The sequence below is a fragment of the Vibrio furnissii CIP 102972 genome, from assembly GCF_000176175.1.
GTDB lineage: Bacteria > Pseudomonadota > Gammaproteobacteria > Enterobacterales > Vibrionaceae > Vibrio > Vibrio furnissii.
The window spans coordinates 582,329-598,709 of the sequence record NZ_ACZP01000013.1; the positions used below are offsets into that span (position 1 = coordinate 582,329).

The following is a 16,381-nucleotide window of genomic DNA, read 5'->3' on the forward strand; positions in this document are numbered from 1 at the left end:
TGTCCATTTCGCTAAAAACTTTGCGTTAATTCCCACACAACACTGGCGAACTTGGGTGGCTAACAGTAAAATCGCTGCCTGTTTTCCCCCTCTGTCACAGCGTTTATGAGAATTCACGCCTTTCATCGTTTGTATCAGTATCGACTCGAACGATCAACCAAACCTTTTTTAGCACGCGGTTCGCGTATTCAACGCTGCCCGTATTGCCATGTGAGTTTGGCACACTGTTTGTGCGACCACCAGCCTGATACTGAAACACATCTGGCGGTGATGTTGATCGTGTCAGAAAATGAAGTCTTTAAGCCAAGCAACACCGGGCGTTTGATTGCCGATGTGGTCAAAGAAACCTATGTGTATCAATGGAGTCGCACCGAACCATCGCGTGAGATGTTGGCGATCCTCAACGATCCTGCTTATTTTCCAGTGGTTGTGTTTCCGGCGGAGCTTGATGAAGACAAACAACGGGTGTTAACAACGCTGCCAGAACGGATGGATTCGCGCACTCCGTTGCTCATTTTCCTCGATGGCAGTTGGCGCGAAGCGAAACGTATTTTCCGTAAATCGCCTTATCTTGCCGATTTACCCCTGATGTCCATCGAACCAGACACGTTATCACGTTATGTGATGCGCAAATCTGACAACGAACAACACCTTGCAACGGCGGAAGTGGCCAGTTTGGTGTTGGATAAATTTGGTGAGTTTCAAGCGGCAGAAACCCTGCGCTTGTGGTTTGACGCCTTTAAAGAAAGCTACCTGATGTGTAAATCCCGTCTCAAAATCGATGGGGACAAAGTGGCGTTGAAACGGTTTATTGAACATCGCGAAAGCGAGAAGTCACTCTAAACTCTGGCAATTTGCCGGGTGTGACCGCCGCGATTCGTGCAACAGGCAAAATAAACCCGCCCTTGGTCACGGACTGTGTCAGATGGTCTATGGATAATACTGCTGTTTAACTTTTGTTATTTTGACCCCAAGATTTGGGGTGTTTTACTAGGAGAGAATCGCATGTACTACGGCTTTGATGTCGGCGGAACAAAAATTGAGTTCGGTGCATTCAACGAAAAACTTGAGCGCGTCGCAACAGAGCGAGTGCCAACACCGACAGAGGATTACCAGTTACTGGTGGACACCATTGCCGGTTTGGTTGCGAAATACGACGATCAATTTGGTGTTCAAGGCACGATTGGTCTTGGTTTGCCGGGCATGGAAGATGCCGATGATGGCACTGTGTTGACTGTGAACGTTCCGTCAGCCAAAGGCAAACCTCTGCGCGCGGATCTGGAAGCTAAAATTGGCCGCAGCGTAAAAATTGAGAACGATGCGAACTGTTTCGCGCTGTCTGAAGCGTGGGATGATGAATTAAAAGATGCACCGTCGGTGATGGGGTTGATCCTTGGTACGGGTTTTGGTGGCGGTTTGGTTTACGAAGGTCGCATTTTCTCTGGCCGTAACCACGTTGCAGGTGAAATTGGTCACATGCGTCTGCCGATTGATGCGTGGTTCCACCTCGGCTCAGAAAAAGCGCCACTGCTGAGCTGCGGCTGCGGTAAAAAAGGCTGCATGGACAACTACTTGTCTGGTCGTGGTTTCGAGCTGATTTACGAACACTACTTCGGTGAGAAGAAGAAAGCGGTCGACATCATTAATGCGCATCAAGCCGGAGAGGCGAAAGCGGTTGAGCACGTTGAGCGTTTTATGGAATTGCTGGCCATCTGTTTTGGTAACATCTTCACCGCAAACGATCCGCACGTGGTTGTACTCGGTGGTGGTCTGTCAAACTTCGAACTCATCTACGAAGAAATGCCGAAACGTATACCGAAGCATCTGCTATCGGTAGCAAAATGTCCGAAAATCATCAAAGCCAAACATGGCGATTCGGGCGGCGTGCGCGGTGCTGCATTCTTGAATATCAAGTAATCGCACCTGATTGGGTCAAGAAACATACCGACTCAAGCAACACATTGAATGAAAGAAAAGGGCGCTGAAATCAGCGCCCTTTTTATCGTCATTTTTTCGGTTTCTTACCTACACCAAAGTTTTCTTTCGGTTGCATGGTAATGAGGCTAAATCCCAGTTTTCGGAAGTGATTGTCGCGGTAATTGCGAACCGCTTTGGTATCCGAAATCGCTTCGATTTGCTGTTCCATTTTCAGATAGTCCGTCAAATCGATGCCTTCTGCTTCCGCCACCGCTTCATGAATGTTGCGATGCTTCTCGTAAGAGAAGGTCAGCGTTTTTTCCTGATCTTTGTAGGTGTAAATGATGGTGCGAGCCATGTTTTCTCTCTCATACCCAATGAATGGGCTAGATTCTGCCTTGTAGTGGGAGGATTGTCACGCTTTCACCGACTTTTACTGTATCAATCGAAGGACTGATTTCAATCAGGCAGTTGGCTTCGCTCATGGAACGCAGAATGCCCGAGCCTTGTTTCCCGGTGGTTCTGACGGTCAGTTGCCCTTGTTCGTTGAGGCTATACACGCCGCGGCTGAATTCCGTGCGGCCTTGACGCGAACGCAGATCTTCTGTCGCAATCGCTTGGATTTTCAACGGTGACCAATGTGTTTCGCCTTGCATTTTCCGCAGCGCCGGTTCCACGAAGTTAATGAATGAGACCATCACAGCCACGGGATTGCCCGGTAAACCAAAGAAAGGCTTGTGGTGGATATGGCCGAACGCCAGCGGGCGTCCCGGACGCATGTTGATACGCCAGAAATCAATTTGTCCCAATTTCTCTAATGCCGATTTAATGAAGTCAGCATCACCAACCGACACACCGCCAGAGGTCATCACCACATCCGCGTTCGCCGCGGCATGTTGCAATGTGTCCATCATGCGCGCTTCGTCATCCTCAATAATGCCCAGATCGATGATCTCACACCCTAAATTGGTCAACAGCCCCATTAGGGTGAAACGGTTGGAGTCGTAAATGCAATGGTCGTTTTGGTCGCTGCCCGGCGCTTGTACCTCATCACCGGTGGAAAACAACGCGACTTTTAATTTGCGGTAGACGGGCAGTGATGCCAGCCCCAGTGAGGCGATCATACCCATTTCGGCGGCATGAACGCGCTGACCTTGTGTAAACACGTTTTGGCCCAGCGCTAAATCTTCGCCTGCTTGACGAACATTTTGGCCCGGTTTGATATGGGCATCGCCAAAGGAAACGTAGCGACCATCGGTGTGTGCTTGTTCCCGCATGACTACTGTATCGGCACCGTCTGGCACCGGCGCTCCGGTCATGATTTTTACCGTTTGCCCCGTATGCAGCGTCGCGTTGTAACCGTGTCCGGCCATCACTTCGGCCAACTGTTCAAATTGCGCTAAACCGATATCTTCGCTGCGGATGGCATATCCATCCATTGCGGAATTGCGATACGCAGGTACATTGATGGGCGAGGTGATCGTGTCGCACAGGACACGCTGATACCCCGCATTGACGGCGATGGTGTCTCGCTCACGCAACACGTTCACCGCATCAAGGATCGCCTGACGGCCTTGTTCGACCGACAAAAAGGCGGGAGAGAGCGTGTCGCAGCTGCCAGATTCCGCTTTCTGGATTGGTTTGGGTTGGCTAACGGTGTTGACATACGCCAAAACAAACTGAGCGATCGCATCTAAGTCATTGATATCCATCTGCGGCAAGGTGGTATCGACCTGCTCATCGGCAGCGATGGCAATGATGTTGTCATCGTTTGGATATAGCCATGGTTTGCCGACTTCAGCGCGGTGCAGTTCGATTTTCGGAAAGGCGATGTTTTTGCAGCCTTCCACCAAAATGACATCCAGTCGCTGCGCGTCGAAACGTTGCAGCAAATAATCAAATTCGGCTTCAGCGTCTGGTGTTTCAGTCATGAGCGCGTATCGGTTTCGTGACGCAATCAGCATCTGTGACGCGCCAGCTTTCCGCAAGCGATAGCTGTCTTTACCCGGTTTGTCGACATCAAAATTATGGTGCGCGTGCTTTAAAATCCCCAAACGCAATCCCGCTGCAGTCAATTTGGGCACCAGCAGTTCAAGGAGGGTAGTTTTCCCGGTGCCAGAGTACGCGGCAAAGCCAAGTAAAGGCAGTGAAGGACGTGAAGAATGATGTGAACTCATGGCTGAAGCGCTCCAAATTGAGCCAGCTCTTGTGGCGTATTTAAATTGAAAAAGCAGTCGGGTGAATCGCTGAAATCGACTTCTACCGTGTGGCATTCGTTGTAGAGTAAGATGATTTTTCGATCACCACGTTCAAGGAAGGCGGCCAGTCGAGGGAGAACGCGTTTGTGAAATAGGGTAAAAACAGGCTGTTGATGGTTGCCATCGGTGGCAACCACGATGTCGGTGTCTGGTGTCACGGCAGCACAAAAACGTTGCACCAAGTTCGTCGCGATCATCGGGCTGTCGCAAGGCACAAAACCAACCCAATCGGTGGTGGCCGCAGTCAGGCCAGCATGGATACCACCGAGAGGGCCCGGATAGCCAGCGAAATGGTCAGAAACCACGGGGGCAAATTGCTGATACCAATCTTGATGACGATTGGCGTTGATAAGAATCCGTTCCGCTTGGGGTTGCAGACGTTCCAAAACGTGCTGCACCAAGGGTTTATCGTTGAGTTTGATCAGTCCTTTGTCGTTTCCACCCATGCGGCTGGCCTGGCCACCCGCTAAAATCACCCAACTAGTTTGAGAGGGAAGTAACATAGGTTTTCTCTTGTTCTTCTTTGACGACATGAAGCAACGGCGATTCAACCAGTGTGAGGTCTTTTATCCACCACTGCTTTTTACACAATGTAGTGAGTGCGTTTGTCTGATGGCTTGTGATCACCAAACTGGAGCCTCGATCCAGTAAATCCTTGGCCATTATAACTAATCTGTCGATGGATTCCTGATCTAATGATGCACTTGGCTCATCCATTAGTAAAATCGATGGTTTCAAAATCCATGCGCGCGCCATGGCCACGCGCTGTTTTTCACCGCCCGAGAGCACCGAAACATGTTCGTCGGCAAGTGTTTCTAGCCCCACCATGCGCAGCGCGGTGATCACTTCCGACCGTTTATCTTGAGCCGACTGAGAGGAAAATCGAATACCATACACCACATTTTGGTACACGGTGTCGTCAAATAGATAAGGACTTTGATGAAGATAAATCACGTTGCGACGAGCGTTGGTGTGCCAGAGACGGCGCCACCATGTGTCTTGATTGAGCACTTGGCCCGTCGTTGGCGTCAGCAAGCCGGCCAAAATTTTGAGCAGAGTGGTTTTACCCACACCGTTGTCGCCCTTGAGATAAATCGCGTCGTTGGGACCAATGGAAAGTTGGGGAATGTGAAACAGAACGCGATCTTTAAAACGCATGGATAACTGCTGTGCGGTTAGCTTAATCGACATTCGACATCCTTATGTACGTAGATAGCCTTTGCCACGCATACTGGTAAGCAAAAAATTGAGAGCCAGTGCTAATGAGAGTAGCACCATTCCCAATGCAACACCTTGCGCAAACGCGCCTTTATGACTCTCCATGGCGATGGCGGTCGGAATGTTACGCGTTAATCCCATGATGTTGCCGCCCACCATCATGGAACAGCCAACCTCGGTCACGATGCGAGAAAAACCAGCGATTGTGGCTGCGCAGAGCGGGAAACGGGTTTCCCACATGATGGTGGCTGCGATGCGAGGCACGGATACGCCTAGCGTCATCGCGGTTTCAACCGAACGACGATCGCTTGATTGCAACGCGCCATGCATCATGGAAACCAAAATCGGAAAACAGATCAGCATCTGGCCCGCAATCATCGCTTTTTGCGTGAACAGCATCTGCCAATCGCCCAAAGGACCAGAGCGCGACAGCGTCATGTACAGCAATAAACCAATCACCACGGTCGGCACTGCTTGCAGGGTGTTGATCAATGAAAGCAGCAGCCACTTGCCTCGAAAATTGGTGTAAGCCAGCACAAAGGCGAGCAGCACGGAGGGCACCATCACCAAACTGATGGCCGCTAAAGAAACACTAAAGGAGACCGCAACGATCTCCCAGAGTTCGGAATCAAAGCTCACCAGTAAGGTGAGCGCATCCAATGTGGTTTGCCATAAGCTCATGAATGGCGATTACTCGTTCGCGTTTGCAACAAACAGCTGTTGTCCATTCAGTTTAAAGTCGTTAATCAACTTTTGGCCGTTGTCCGCAACCAACCAATCACTGAACGCTTTTGCGCCTTGGTAGTTGATGGTTGGGTAGCGTTCTGGGTTAATCAGAATCACTTGGTACGGGTTGAACAGCGCTTTATCGCCTTGGAACAGTACTTTGAGGTCCAGCTTGTTGGTGTACGCCAGCCATGTGCCGCGATCGGTCATGGTGTAGGCTTGCATCTCAGACGCCATGTTCAGCGTTGGTCCCATGCCTTGACCGACAGAGCGGTAGCCACCAAAGTTCGGTTCAATGTTGGTTTGCGCCCAAATGCCCAGCTCTTTCTTGTGTGTGCCGGAGTCATCACCGCGCGAGATGAAGCTGACACCGCTTGTGGCGATCTGCTTAAACACTTGCGCGACATCTTTCTGTTGCGCAATGTGCGCCGGATCGTTCTCAGGGCCAACAATAATGAAGTCGTTGTACATCAGTTTACGTGGCATCACACCGTAGCCATGCTCAACAAAGCTCGCTTCTGCTTTTGGTGCGTGCGTCATAACCAAGTCCACGTCACCGTTTTCACCCATTTTGAGCGCTTTCCCGGTGCCTGCGGCAATCACATCCACTTTGTAACCAGAATCGTGTTCAAACTTCGGCAACAGGTAATCCAGCAGGCCGGAATGGTATGTACTGGTGGTGGTCGCGAGGCGAATGCGTTGAACATCATCGGCACTGGATGCGGAATAACTGACGAGAAGCAAAGAAGAGGCTGTAAGGCTGAAGATCACTTTTTTCATTCTAATTTCCATTTGGCAGATAAGAGTCATTACAAAGGCATTGCAGCGCGCAGAAGCCGCACGAGCAATCCGCGTCTTCTTGCAATCTGGATGCCAAAACTAATAACTCAATTCACCATCAAAAAACAAAGGTTATTCGACAAATCCTGACTAAAATAAGTGTTAGTGCACATATGTTAGGACAAATTGTCCCATGTTAAGCGTATCGATAGTAAGGTTAATTGCGTCGATATGTCTCACTAGGTAATTAGAATCCATTATGTCTCAAACGTTTGATTTGCAACCGTCTCTGCAATACCAGGCCTTTTCTGTTCTCGTCGTGGATGATGAACCTGGCATGCAAGCCATCCTCAAAAAATCGCTCGGAAAATGGTTTTCCAAAGTCGACTGCAGCGGCAGCATCGAAGATGCCGAAGCCCTGCGTTGTGAACAACATTACGATCTGATTATTCTCGATATCAATCTTCCCGGCCGCTCCGGCATTGAATGGGAGGAAGCATTCAATGATGAATCCCGCCGTGCGGACGTGATTTTTATGACTGGTTACGCCGATCTCGAAACCGCCATCCGTGCGCTCAAGCTGGGGGCGTCGGACTTCATTCTCAAACCGTTTAACCTCGAACAGATGCTGCAAGCGGTCAAACGCTGCATGGATAAGCGCCTCAACGAGCGCATGCAGTACGCATTGCAGCGCGATTATCAACGCCATTGCGCCACTCAAATCATTGGTCAATCGCAGAAAACCGCACAACTGAAACAGTTGATCCTGCAATTTGCGCCGTCCCGCGCCTCCGTATTGATCGAAGGTGAGTCAGGCACCGGCAAAGAGTTGGTCGCCCGAGCGATTCATGAAGCCAGTGAGCGCCAAGGGCCGTTCGTGCCGGTGAACTGTGGCGCCATTGCGCCAGAACTGTTGGAAAGTGAACTGTTTGGTCATACGTCGGGCGCGTTTACCGGCGCCAAAAAAAGCCGTGAAGGACTGTTTCGTGTCGCCAATGGGGGCACGTTATTTCTGGACGAAATTGGCGAGATGCCTTTGGCCATGCAATCGGCGCTGCTACGCGTGTTAGAGCAGCGTGCCATTCGTCCGGTGGGTTCTGAAAAAGAGATCAGCATTGATGTGCGAGTTGTGGCAGCGACCAACCGAAATCTGATACAAGAAGTGGAACAGGGGCGGTTTCGCGGCGACCTGTTTTATCGCCTGAATGTGCTCAAAATCGATGTCAGCCCACTGCGTGAACGCAAAGCGGATCTCACCGATTTAGTGCCATTTTTTACCCAGAACCTGTGTGCAGAATTGAGTATGCCGCTGCCCAAATGGGCACATGAGGATGTTTCCGCGATTCAGGATTACGATTGGCCGGGCAACATTCGTGAGCTGAAAAACTTAATTGAACGTTGCATTTTACTCGGCAAACCACCGGCGCATTACTGGCGTGAGCTGCATGGTTACCCTGTGCTTGATGAGGTGACAACGTCACTAGAAAACTCCGCCAAACCAACCAGCCATACCGCACTCAGCGACAGTGCGATCGTCCTGCAGCCAGGCGAAACCGGGTATCCCAACCATTGGACGCTGAAAGAAGTGGAAAAAGCGCACATCATGCAGTTGGTTGATTTTTATGAAGGCAACAAATCGGCAGCGGCGCGCGACTTGGGCGTCGCCCGCAAAACCTTAGAGCGTAAATTCAAAGAGTGGGATGGCGATGAGCAAGAGAATCTTGGCTAAACTCCCGCTGTGGCAAACGTGGCACCAACGCGTCAAAACCATGGTGCGTTATCGGCTGCTGATACTGACATCCGTACCCATCGCGTTTACGTTGATTGCGCTGATTGTCATTTCCATCTATTGGTCGATTCACTACACCTGGCAAAGCGCCTTGGTGGATGTGTCGGAGCGTTTGGGCGTCGCCTACAACAGCATGACGCTGTTGCAACAAAAGCAGGCCAGTTATGTTCGTGCGATTGGCGATTCCTATGAGTTTCGAACCCGAATTCTCACATCCAACCACGATGAGACGCTCAATCAATGGATTGACGAGCAAAAGCAGCGCTTTGACCTCGACTTTCTGGTGTTTGAGCCCGTGGACACGCTGGAGCAGAAGTTTCGCTATCTCGATCTCACTCGCCGTGAATCGTTTTTTGATGTGCTGTCGTCACACGAATTAGCCAAACTCAGCTCGCAGTTGGCTAAACGAGCCGAGATTCCATTCGCTGATTTACCTCAAACCGCTGATTTACCGCAAACAGAAAAGCGCGGCCTCGTCAGCCGCACCGTGATTCCGGTGCTCAGCCAATATAACGACATCATCGGGTTTCTGGATGGCGGGTTGCTGCTCAACAACAGCAGTGTGTTGGTCGATCAAACGCGCGACCTGATTTATCCCATCAAACAGGACAAATTACGGCCCAACGGTACGCTGACGATTTTTCTCGATGACCTGCGGGTTAGCACCAACGTGCCGCTCGACAGTGATGAGAGCGCTGGCCGAGCGATTGGCACACGCGTTTCCAACGCGGTGCGCGATACAGTACTCAATCAGGGCAAAGAGTGGGTGGATAAAGCCTATGTCTATGATGCGTGGTACATCACCGCATATCGACCCATTCGAGACCAATACGACAACGTGGTCGGTATGCTGTATACCGGCTATTTGGCGTGGCCATTTGTCAAAGCGTATCTGACGAACATTGTTGAGATCGGCGTGGCGACGATTCTTTTGCTGCTGGCCTCCGGCGTGTTTGTTTACCGAGGTTCGCGCGATCTATTTCGCCCGATTGAGCGGATTCACCGCGTGGTCAAAATGGTTCAATTGGGTAAAAATCAGCGCATTGGTGCGATTGGTTTGGACGAACAACATGAACTGGCACAACTGGCCAAGCAATTTGACAACATGCTGGATCTATTGCAGCAGCGCAATGAGGAGATCCAACGTGCCGCGCATGAGCTGGAAGAAAAAGTGCTCGACCGCACCGCCAGCTTGCAAGAAAAAACCGAGCAGTTAGAGCATCACATTCAATTACTCAACCAAACCCGCGATAAGCTGATCGTCCATGAAAAACTCGCGGCGCTGGGCGAGCTAACGGCGGGCATTGCCCATGAGATCAACAACCCGACTGCGGTGATCTTAGGCAACACCGAACTGATTCGTTTTGAATTGGGCGAAGACGCCAATCGAGTGACAGAAGAAATCGACGCCATCATGTTGCAAATTGACCGCATTCGAAACATTACGCGCAGTTTGCTGCAATACAGTCGTCATGGCGGCGTGCAGGACGAAATCACTTGGCAGCATGTGAACCCAATCATTGATGAAAGCATGACGTTGGTTAAAACCGGCTCGAAGAAGCGCGACATTGAATTTGTGACCGATCTGCAAGCGCAAAGCTCAGTGGAGGTGAATCGTCATCAACTGCTCCAGATTTTGGTGAACCTGCAAATGAATGCGATTCATGCCATGAATGGCAAAGGGAAGCTGACCATTCGCAGTGAAGATTGGTGTGAATACGGCGACGTGTTGGGCGCCATCGTTCACATTGAAGATGAAGGCTGTGGCATCAAGCCGGAATACCTGAAACGCGTCTTTGATCCGTTTTATACCACCAAGCGCGATGGTACGGGGTTGGGCTTATCCGTCTCACAGAGTCTACTCAGCCAAACAGGCGGCGAAATTCGCGTTCAATCCGAATGGGGCAAAGGCAGTACGTTTAGCGTTTATCTGCCGAGCAAAGCCGATACGCATCTGCTCATCACCAAAGCGTCTTAAATCAGCGCGACACACCGTCATCCATCGTTAAAAAAAACGCCTCTCATCTTGAGAGGCGTTTTGACTGATTTACTCTGTTTACTGTAGTTACTCGCTAAAGCTTAAGGCGGGCTTGGCGCTTACTGCGCCTGCACCGCGATCTTCGGCGGTTTGATGTCGTGTTTTTTGAACTCTTTCATCACCCGCAAGGTAATGTCGGTTTCAAATAACTTTTCGTACGCGGTATCCACCACGTAAGCCTTACAGGTCAACTGTACCGCCAAGTAGTTATCCGTAATGGTTTGTTTCACCAACACGGTCACCGGTTTGGGCAGGTGAATATAACGGCTTGACGATGCGGCTTCTTGAATCAGGTTACGCGCTAATTCAATGTCTTCATCCATGCCAACATAGAAAGGGATCACCACCTGCATGTCCAACGCCCCGTAGTTCCCACTGATGGTTACTTCGTTGAGGAATTTGTTATTTGGAATGGTGATGATGTCGTCCGTTAACGTGCGCATGCGTACCGAACGCAAACCAATCGCAATAATATCGCCGTAGTTGCCTTCAAACGTGACGCGGTCACCCACTTGAAACGGGCGGTCAATCATCACGGTCATGCCCGCGATGAAAGAGGCGGCCAAGTCTTTTAATGCAAAACCCACCGACACTGCGAGCGTACCGCCAATCAGCGCGAGGATGTGGTCGTTGATGCGAAAGCTCAACATGAACACCACAATCCCCGCACTCATGTAGATAAAGAACTGCAAGAAGGAGTGACACTTGTGCAGCACCATTCGGTACTGCGCAAATTGAGAGCCGATGGCATCCACCAAGGAGGTCATAAATTTGAGCAACAACCACGTCGCCGCGATGATCAACATCGAGAAGAAGACGCCGCTCCAGCGGATCAAGCTGGCAAATTGTTGAAAATCTTCTAGGTTCGCCAAGTCGTCGGCCGCCCAAACCGGGCGAGCCAATACGAGTAGCAGTAGTGCTGCCCAGCGAAATGATTTGAATCGAGAGAGTGTATTCATTACTTCACCAGCAAATGTTGACGGTCGAGCACGTTGGTAATGGTGCGATACCAGTGGTCAGATACGCGGGTTTTATCTTCAGCCCATTCGATGTAACCGCGGCTTTCAAAGTAGCGCATGATGCCAATCACTTCAGGCACACTGAGCTGCGTACATTCCGATAATTCTTCCGGCGCGGCCACTTCGAGTTGAACAATCGAACGCAGCACCGCCAGCATCGGCTTGGGCATTTTTTCCAGCTCTTGAGATTCAGGAATGTGGAACAAGCGCACCACCACCTGCTGCGTTTCTTTATTGCGATTGAGCGAGCGGCGGAAGAAGCGCAACGCAAACGTCGGGTTACCATCGGCGTAATGCCACAAAATGCGATAGAAACCGCGACGAGCGCGCGTTTCATCACTGCTTTCTTCTTGGCCCCATTGTTTGGGAACGATCAAACCATCGAAAGAGACCGGATGTTCTACGTCGGGATTGATGCGACTGTCGAGCAGATCTTCGAACTGTTTTTCACTCCAGCGTGGCAGAATGCTCACCCAGTCAAACAGCAAACGTTCGCCTCGCGCGCGGTCTACAAAACGCCAGCTCGATTTTTCAATCGCCATCACCACGCGGTGGTTTTTCTTCGAGCGGCGCAACAAGTTGGTCAAGCGCATTAAACTGCTTAACCCGCCCACCATTGGTTTCACCAACCGCTGTGCGTTATCAACGGCAATCAGATAGGTTTGCTCGCTTTTACGCAGATACGCCAGAATCTGCACTTCGGTGGCGTCTTCATCCAAGCCTAGGCTCAACGCCAATAGCGACAACAGTTCGTTGTAGCCGGAATATGGGCAGTTGAGATACAACGGCTCGGCATTTTTCACCTTGTTGAGTAGGGTATACAGCAAGGTCGTGGTACCAATGCCACGTTCACCGCTTACCACACAAATGGCGGGGCTGTCAGTCAGCAGATAGCGCGAAAGCTGTTTGATTTCATCATGCGCATAATCAACCAGTGGGCTGTCGATGGTGCCAGGCAAGACGTAGTTAAACGTTTCGTCACCCCGAATGCGGACGTAGTTCTGATCGGCTGCAATGTTGGTGGTTTGCTTCGCCGCTTCAATCCGAAACAGGTACGCCAACGCTTGACTGAAAAAGGTGTAGTTCGACAACGCAGAGACCAAGCGGCGCTGCGTGCCATGTACCGAAATCCAGACCATGGCAACCAAAGTCGCCGCCACGCGAATCAAAAAGGTGTCTTTTTTACTGATGGCCCACAAAACCCACAGCGGCTTATCGGGTGTTTTCTCCACGATGGCAAAAATACGTTCACGCCATAAGTTGAGCACCGAAATAATCATCAACAAGAACCATGCGTACATGGTGTTGAGAATCCAGGTATAAATGGTGCCTTTGCCCAATGTGCGCATGGAGATTTGTAGCACAACGCCCGTCACAATGATGGTCCAGACAATGCGCCGAATGGTGCTCAGGCGCAGCGCGATCAACGCTTTGTTTGAGGTGTGGCTGGAACGATAGGTGAATTCCAATATCAGACTGACCGCAATCGAGCCTCCCCAAATCCACCAAATGAAGATTTCGAGAAACACCAAATGCTGCAAACTTTTAATGGCACTCAGCACCTGAAGCGAAAGGGTGATCGCAATCAACCAAGCAATGGCTTTGTTTGCACTGCTGATGTACCACACGAGGCGAGCCAACAATGACGGCGACTGTTTATCCTTGAGGTAATTTTGCCAAAACAAGTCAATCAGATGTTTGCTGTTTCTCAACCACCATACCAGCAAGACGTAGATGAACAGCACTTTGCACACCGACCAAATAAATGGCACCGGCGAGATCAGCAAGTCGTTGACCAACGATTGGAAACTGCGAATTTGAAACAGCAATAGGTATTCAAGATTGAGTTGAACCTGTTTCAGTTCGCGTTTGAATTGTGTGACGCCGCCGGGGCCAAAACCGGTGAGCTCTTCACGCGTGTATGCATCGGTGAGCGACAACAATTGCTGTTTTGAGTAGGAGAGGCTGGCGAGAGACAAATAGCTTTGTTGCAGATTGAACCAGTTGAGTTCATCGCTTTGATGGCGATAGTTATCAAGATAGTGTTCAAACTGCTCCACCGTATCGCGCTGCGATTTGATGGTTTCACGCAGCAACAAGTTCACTTTCTGCTGCTCGCTTCGGGACATAAACAACGGTTCCGGTAAAGCCGAGACCTGTTTTTCCAATTCAAGTGCGCTGTCCGACGCTTTGGGGATCAAATCAACGTGGTCGTATTCCCATTCCGCCAAGGCGGGAAACGCCACACACCAACATAACAAGAGTAAGACTCGAGACACTGCCTGCATAGAGGATTCGCTTAGTTAACTTATTGATTATGAGAATTTAGTGTAGTTGATACACAGCCAGAGTCGCGACTCAAGATTGGGATCGCGACTCCATATCGGCAGGCGAAATGACGGGGAGGAATGTGAACGTGGCGTGACAATGTCACACCGTAGGGAGCCTACTCGATGCGTTACGCATTCTCGTCGGCAAGGTGACCTTTAACATCAAAGGTTACCTTATCGACGCCACTGTATATTTGGAAACGCAACCCTTTTGCTCTGGCAATGGTGGTGATGCCGAACTGATGTGCCAGCTCCAACCCCATTTGTGTCACGCCAGAGCGGGATAACAACACGGGTATCCCCATCTGCGCGACTTTAATGACCATTTCCGACGTCAAGCGCCCTGTGGTGTAGAAAATTTTATCTTCACCGCGGACGCCATTCAGCCACATTTCCCCAGCAAGGGTGTCCACCGCGTTGTGACGGCCAACATCTTCTACGAAGGAAAGCACCTGATTTCCCTGACACACTGCACACCCATGTACAGCACCTGCTTTCTTATAGGTGTCATTGTAATGAGTCAGCGCTTCCAGTGCCGCATATATTTCAGATTGTTTCAGTAGAATTTGCGGAACTTGGTAATTTTCCAACAATTTCATGACATTCCCGTACATGGTGCCTTGGCCACAACCGGAGGTGACGGTCTTTTTCTTCAAGGCTGGCTCAAGATGATCCAAGTTTTCTCTGGTGACGACTGCCGCAGAGCTGGTTTCCCAATCAATGATCACCGAATCCAGTGCATCCGGATCGTTAATAAATCCCTGATTCTTCAAATACCCCAGCACTAACGCTTCCGGCCGAGAGCCTAACGTCATCAAGGTGACAATCTCTTTCCAGTTCAGCAATACCGTTAACGGACGTTCACAGGCAATGGACTTCACCAACTTGTCACCGTATTCGTCATACACCTCCACATCCATGGTTTGTAATGGGTTTTCACTGGTTTTAATGATCGAAAGTTTTGTCACTGCCAATTCCTGTTGTTTTGCACATCATGTCTTCACGGGTTCTGAAGCGCGCTATCGGATAAGGGGTGTCCTCAGCAAGGATTGTTCCAAATCTGACTTCAACACTAGCGAAAAAAGCCAAAACGGTCTAATCGTTAATCACACACATGTGGCGCGCCCCTCGTGATAGCGGACGACTGGCGCAATAATTGCTAATTCACGTGAATACGCCAACAAATATGATTGGGTTCTCGTGAGCAGCGACGTTGAGTCGCGACCACAATAGAACAGGCCAATCAAACCAAGAACGATTAGGTATCCCCATGTCAGACACACACTCCACCATTTTGGATACAGCGAAAACAGAGACCACCTGGCCACTCGGTTGCGAACTGGTGGCGCATGAAATCACGACGGGTATGTGGGTCACCACCCAATGGCAACTCAAAGGCTTTCAATTGCAGGCTGACGACGCGCCGTATCCGGCCATTCTTGAGCTGTATCGTGATGAACGCACCGATTACCGCTTTAACCTCAGCTCGCAACAGCCCAAACTCTTTCTGGTGCTGGAAAATCCCGAAGAAGACGCTCAACCCAATATCATTCGTTTGACCGCATCTCAGAGCGTGGCAGGCCAGTATATGGATGGCGATTACTTGGTTTTGTCGAATGAAATGCCGCTGCCTGTGCAGGCGTGGATGGAAGCCTTCATCGGCCGTCATGGCGAACTATTGGAAGTGAAACGTAAGAAGCGCAAAGGCGCGGGGAGAGCCAGTGGCCAGTGAATCGTTTTTATCCCGTTGGTCTCAGCGCAAACTGGAACCGCAAGAGGAATCAGCGTTAGTTGAGGCGCCCACTGCGAGTGTCGAAACGGATGTGGAGCATACCGAAGACGTTGAACTCACAGACGGCGTTGAACTTACAGAAGCACATACCGGTAGCGCTGAAGAGACGCCCCAAGACGCCAAAGCGCCTTCGATTGCGGCATTGCTGGCTTCAGAAGCAACTCAGCAGGTAAAAAAGGCCGCGCTGCGTAAACTGTTTTTGAGTGGTGAGTTCAGTGAAGTCGATCGCCTCAACGATTACGACCATGACTACACCGCAGTGAAATCTCTCAGCGCTGAAGTGGCACAGGGGGTACGAGATTGGATGAACAAAGCCGAAGAGGGTATTCAAACTACCGACGTGGACGAGAAACTTGATGGTGAAAGTAGTCACATCGACGCCATGCCAAGTGAATCTGAGCAAACCGCTGCGGTAGAACCGTCCCAAAACTCAGATTCCGATGCGACTACCCATGAGGTAAAGCAGGAGACAAAACATGAGACAAAAATTACCACATAAATCGTAGGTACATTT

15 protein-coding genes are annotated in these 16,381 nt (G+C 50.4%); 6 read left to right on the forward strand and 9 right to left on the reverse strand.

Annotated elements, in window-relative coordinates; translation table 11 throughout:
- Positions 1 to 105 precede the first annotated feature (105 nt).
- Together VFA_RS06640 and nagK are read left to right on the forward strand one after the other, a co-directional pair.
- Positions 106 to 843 (forward strand): tRNA-uridine aminocarboxypropyltransferase, encoded by a 738-nt coding sequence (locus VFA_RS06640; protein ID WP_038151131.1) that lies wholly within the window; start codon positions 106 to 108, stop codon positions 841 to 843.
- A 162-nt stretch (positions 844 to 1,005) separates the two neighbouring features.
- Positions 1,006 to 1,917: an N-acetylglucosamine kinase gene (gene nagK / locus VFA_RS06645; RefSeq protein WP_004725888.1), complete on the forward strand. Its 912-nt coding sequence runs from the start codon at positions 1,006 to 1,008 to the stop codon at positions 1,915 to 1,917.
- An 88-nt stretch (positions 1,918 to 2,005) separates the two neighbouring features.
- Here the strand turns inward: nagK and VFA_RS06650 are convergent, their stop codons facing one another.
- The 6 genes from VFA_RS06650 to VFA_RS06675 are packed head-to-tail and all read right to left on the reverse strand — an operon-like array spanning position 2,006 to position 6,899.
- Complete coding sequence (locus tag VFA_RS06650; RefSeq protein WP_004725890.1) at positions 2,006 to 2,275, reverse strand: DUF2960 domain-containing protein; 270 nt, start codon at positions 2,273 to 2,275, stop codon at positions 2,006 to 2,008.
- Positions 2,276 to 2,303: 28 nt separating this feature from the next.
- Positions 2,304 to 4,094, reverse strand: a complete 1,791-nt coding sequence (locus VFA_RS06655) for a bifunctional molybdopterin-guanine dinucleotide biosynthesis adaptor protein MobB/molybdopterin molybdotransferase MoeA (RefSeq protein WP_004725893.1) — start codon at positions 4,092 to 4,094, stop codon at positions 2,304 to 2,306.
- Positions 4,091 to 4,678 (reverse strand): molybdenum cofactor guanylyltransferase MobA, encoded by a 588-nt coding sequence (gene mobA / locus VFA_RS06660; RefSeq protein WP_038151133.1) that lies wholly within the window; start codon positions 4,676 to 4,678, stop codon positions 4,091 to 4,093. The genes VFA_RS06655 and mobA overlap by 4 nt, the downstream gene beginning before the upstream one ends.
- Positions 4,656 to 5,366 carry an energy-coupling factor ABC transporter ATP-binding protein gene (locus tag VFA_RS06665; RefSeq protein ID WP_004725897.1) on the reverse strand — a complete coding sequence of 237 codons (711 nt, stop codon included), beginning with the start codon at positions 5,364 to 5,366 and terminating at the stop codon, positions 4,656 to 4,658. The genes mobA and VFA_RS06665 overlap by 23 nt, the downstream gene beginning before the upstream one ends.
- Before the next feature lie 9 nt (positions 5,367 to 5,375).
- Positions 5,376 to 6,074 (reverse strand): ABC transporter permease, encoded by a 699-nt coding sequence (locus VFA_RS06670; RefSeq protein ID WP_004725898.1) that lies wholly within the window; start codon positions 6,072 to 6,074, stop codon positions 5,376 to 5,378.
- A 9-nt stretch (positions 6,075 to 6,083) separates the two neighbouring features.
- Positions 6,084 to 6,899 (reverse strand): ABC transporter substrate-binding protein, encoded by an 816-nt coding sequence (locus tag VFA_RS06675; protein WP_004725900.1) that lies wholly within the window; start codon positions 6,897 to 6,899, stop codon positions 6,084 to 6,086.
- Positions 6,900 to 7,158: 259 nt separating this feature from the next.
- Between VFA_RS06675 and VFA_RS06680 the strand changes: the two genes are divergently transcribed.
- Both VFA_RS06680 and VFA_RS06685 read left to right on the forward strand, forming a co-directional pair.
- On the forward strand, positions 7,159 to 8,628 hold the full coding sequence (locus tag VFA_RS06680; protein ID WP_038151136.1) for a sigma-54-dependent transcriptional regulator: 1,470 nt from the start codon (positions 7,159 to 7,161) through the stop codon (positions 8,626 to 8,628).
- Positions 8,618 to 10,666, forward strand: coding sequence for a sensor histidine kinase (locus VFA_RS06685; RefSeq protein WP_038151425.1), 2,049 nt, complete (start codon positions 8,618 to 8,620; stop codon positions 10,664 to 10,666). Before VFA_RS06680 ends, VFA_RS06685 begins: the two co-directional genes overlap by 11 nt.
- 119 nt (positions 10,667 to 10,785) lie before the next feature.
- On the opposite strand, the gene VFA_RS06690 is transcribed toward VFA_RS06685, so the two are convergent.
- The 3 genes from VFA_RS06690 to fdhD form a co-directional block, all read right to left on the reverse strand.
- Positions 10,786 to 11,685, reverse strand: a complete 900-nt coding sequence (locus VFA_RS06690; protein ID WP_014205071.1) for a mechanosensitive ion channel family protein — start codon at positions 11,683 to 11,685, stop codon at positions 10,786 to 10,788.
- Positions 11,685 to 14,033, reverse strand: a complete 2,349-nt coding sequence (locus VFA_RS06695) for an AAA family ATPase (RefSeq protein ID WP_038151139.1) — start codon at positions 14,031 to 14,033, stop codon at positions 11,685 to 11,687. The genes VFA_RS06690 and VFA_RS06695 overlap by 1 nt, the downstream gene beginning before the upstream one ends.
- Positions 14,034 to 14,203: 170 nt before the next feature.
- Positions 14,204 to 15,043 (reverse strand): formate dehydrogenase accessory sulfurtransferase FdhD, encoded by an 840-nt coding sequence (gene fdhD / locus VFA_RS06700; RefSeq protein ID WP_004725912.1) that lies wholly within the window; start codon positions 15,041 to 15,043, stop codon positions 14,204 to 14,206.
- A 302-nt stretch (positions 15,044 to 15,345) separates the two neighbouring features.
- Between fdhD and VFA_RS06705 the strand changes: the two genes are divergently transcribed.
- Positions 15,346 to 15,807: a DUF3305 domain-containing protein gene (locus VFA_RS06705; RefSeq protein WP_004725914.1), complete on the forward strand. Its 462-nt coding sequence runs from the start codon at positions 15,346 to 15,348 to the stop codon at positions 15,805 to 15,807.
- Entirely contained in the window at positions 15,797 to 16,366 is a 570-nt protein-coding gene (locus VFA_RS06710) for a DUF3306 domain-containing protein (protein WP_004725916.1), read from the forward strand. Before VFA_RS06705 ends, VFA_RS06710 begins: the two co-directional genes overlap by 11 nt.
- Positions 16,367 to 16,381 lie beyond the last annotated feature (15 nt).

Coding starts and splice junctions, on each gene's coding strand:
- VFA_RS06640 (WP_038151131.1), top strand. CDS start 106: ATGAGAATTCACGCCTTTCATCGTTTGTATCAGTATCGACTCGAACGA.
- nagK (WP_004725888.1), top strand. CDS start 1,006: ATGTACTACGGCTTTGATGTCGGCGGAACAAAAATTGAGTTCGGTGCA.
- VFA_RS06650 (WP_004725890.1), bottom strand. CDS start 2,275: ATGGCTCGCACCATCATTTACACCTACAAAGATCAGGAAAAAACGCTG.
- VFA_RS06655 (WP_004725893.1), bottom strand. CDS start 4,094: ATGAGTTCACATCATTCTTCACGTCCTTCACTGCCTTTACTTGGCTTT.
- mobA (WP_038151133.1), bottom strand. CDS start 4,678: ATGTTACTTCCCTCTCAAACTAGTTGGGTGATTTTAGCGGGTGGCCAG.
- VFA_RS06665 (WP_004725897.1), bottom strand. CDS start 5,366: ATGTCGATTAAGCTAACCGCACAGCAGTTATCCATGCGTTTTAAAGAT.
- VFA_RS06670 (WP_004725898.1), bottom strand. CDS start 6,074: ATGAGCTTATGGCAAACCACATTGGATGCGCTCACCTTACTGGTGAGC.
- VFA_RS06675 (WP_004725900.1), bottom strand. CDS start 6,899: ATGAAAAAAGTGATCTTCAGCCTTACAGCCTCTTCTTTGCTTCTCGTC.
- VFA_RS06680 (WP_038151136.1), top strand. CDS start 7,159: ATGTCTCAAACGTTTGATTTGCAACCGTCTCTGCAATACCAGGCCTTT.
- VFA_RS06690 (WP_014205071.1), bottom strand. CDS start 11,685: ATGAATACACTCTCTCGATTCAAATCATTTCGCTGGGCAGCACTACTG.
- VFA_RS06695 (WP_038151139.1), bottom strand. CDS start 14,033: ATGCAGGCAGTGTCTCGAGTCTTACTCTTGTTATGTTGGTGTGTGGCG.
- VFA_RS06705 (WP_004725914.1), top strand. CDS start 15,346: ATGTCAGACACACACTCCACCATTTTGGATACAGCGAAAACAGAGACC.